Genomic DNA, 223 nt, shown 5'->3' on the forward strand with positions numbered 1-223 from the left:
TATCGCGTGGAGAGGGTGTCCGGGTGGTCGGCCCCTCGCACGCGGGTCTCGTCCTTGAGGAGTTTGGCGAGGGCGGTGGCGGCGCTGGCCGGGTCTCCTGCCTCGCCGCGGAAGCGAGCAGCCTGATATCGCGTGGAGAGGGTGTCCGGGTGGTCGGCCCCTCGCACGCGGGTCTCGTCCTTGAGGAGTTTGGCGAGGGCGGTGGCGGCGCTGGCCGGGTCTC

1 pseudogene is annotated in these 223 nt (G+C 72.2%); it reads right to left on the reverse strand.

The features are described 5' to 3' along the window. A pseudogene (locus tag KUM49_RS35215) lies at nucleotides 1-223 on the reverse strand (hypothetical protein); the annotation flags it as partial.

This window comes from Streptomyces sp. AC555_RSS877 (assembly GCF_019049245.1).
Lineage (GTDB): Bacteria > Actinomycetota > Actinomycetes > Streptomycetales > Streptomycetaceae > Streptomyces.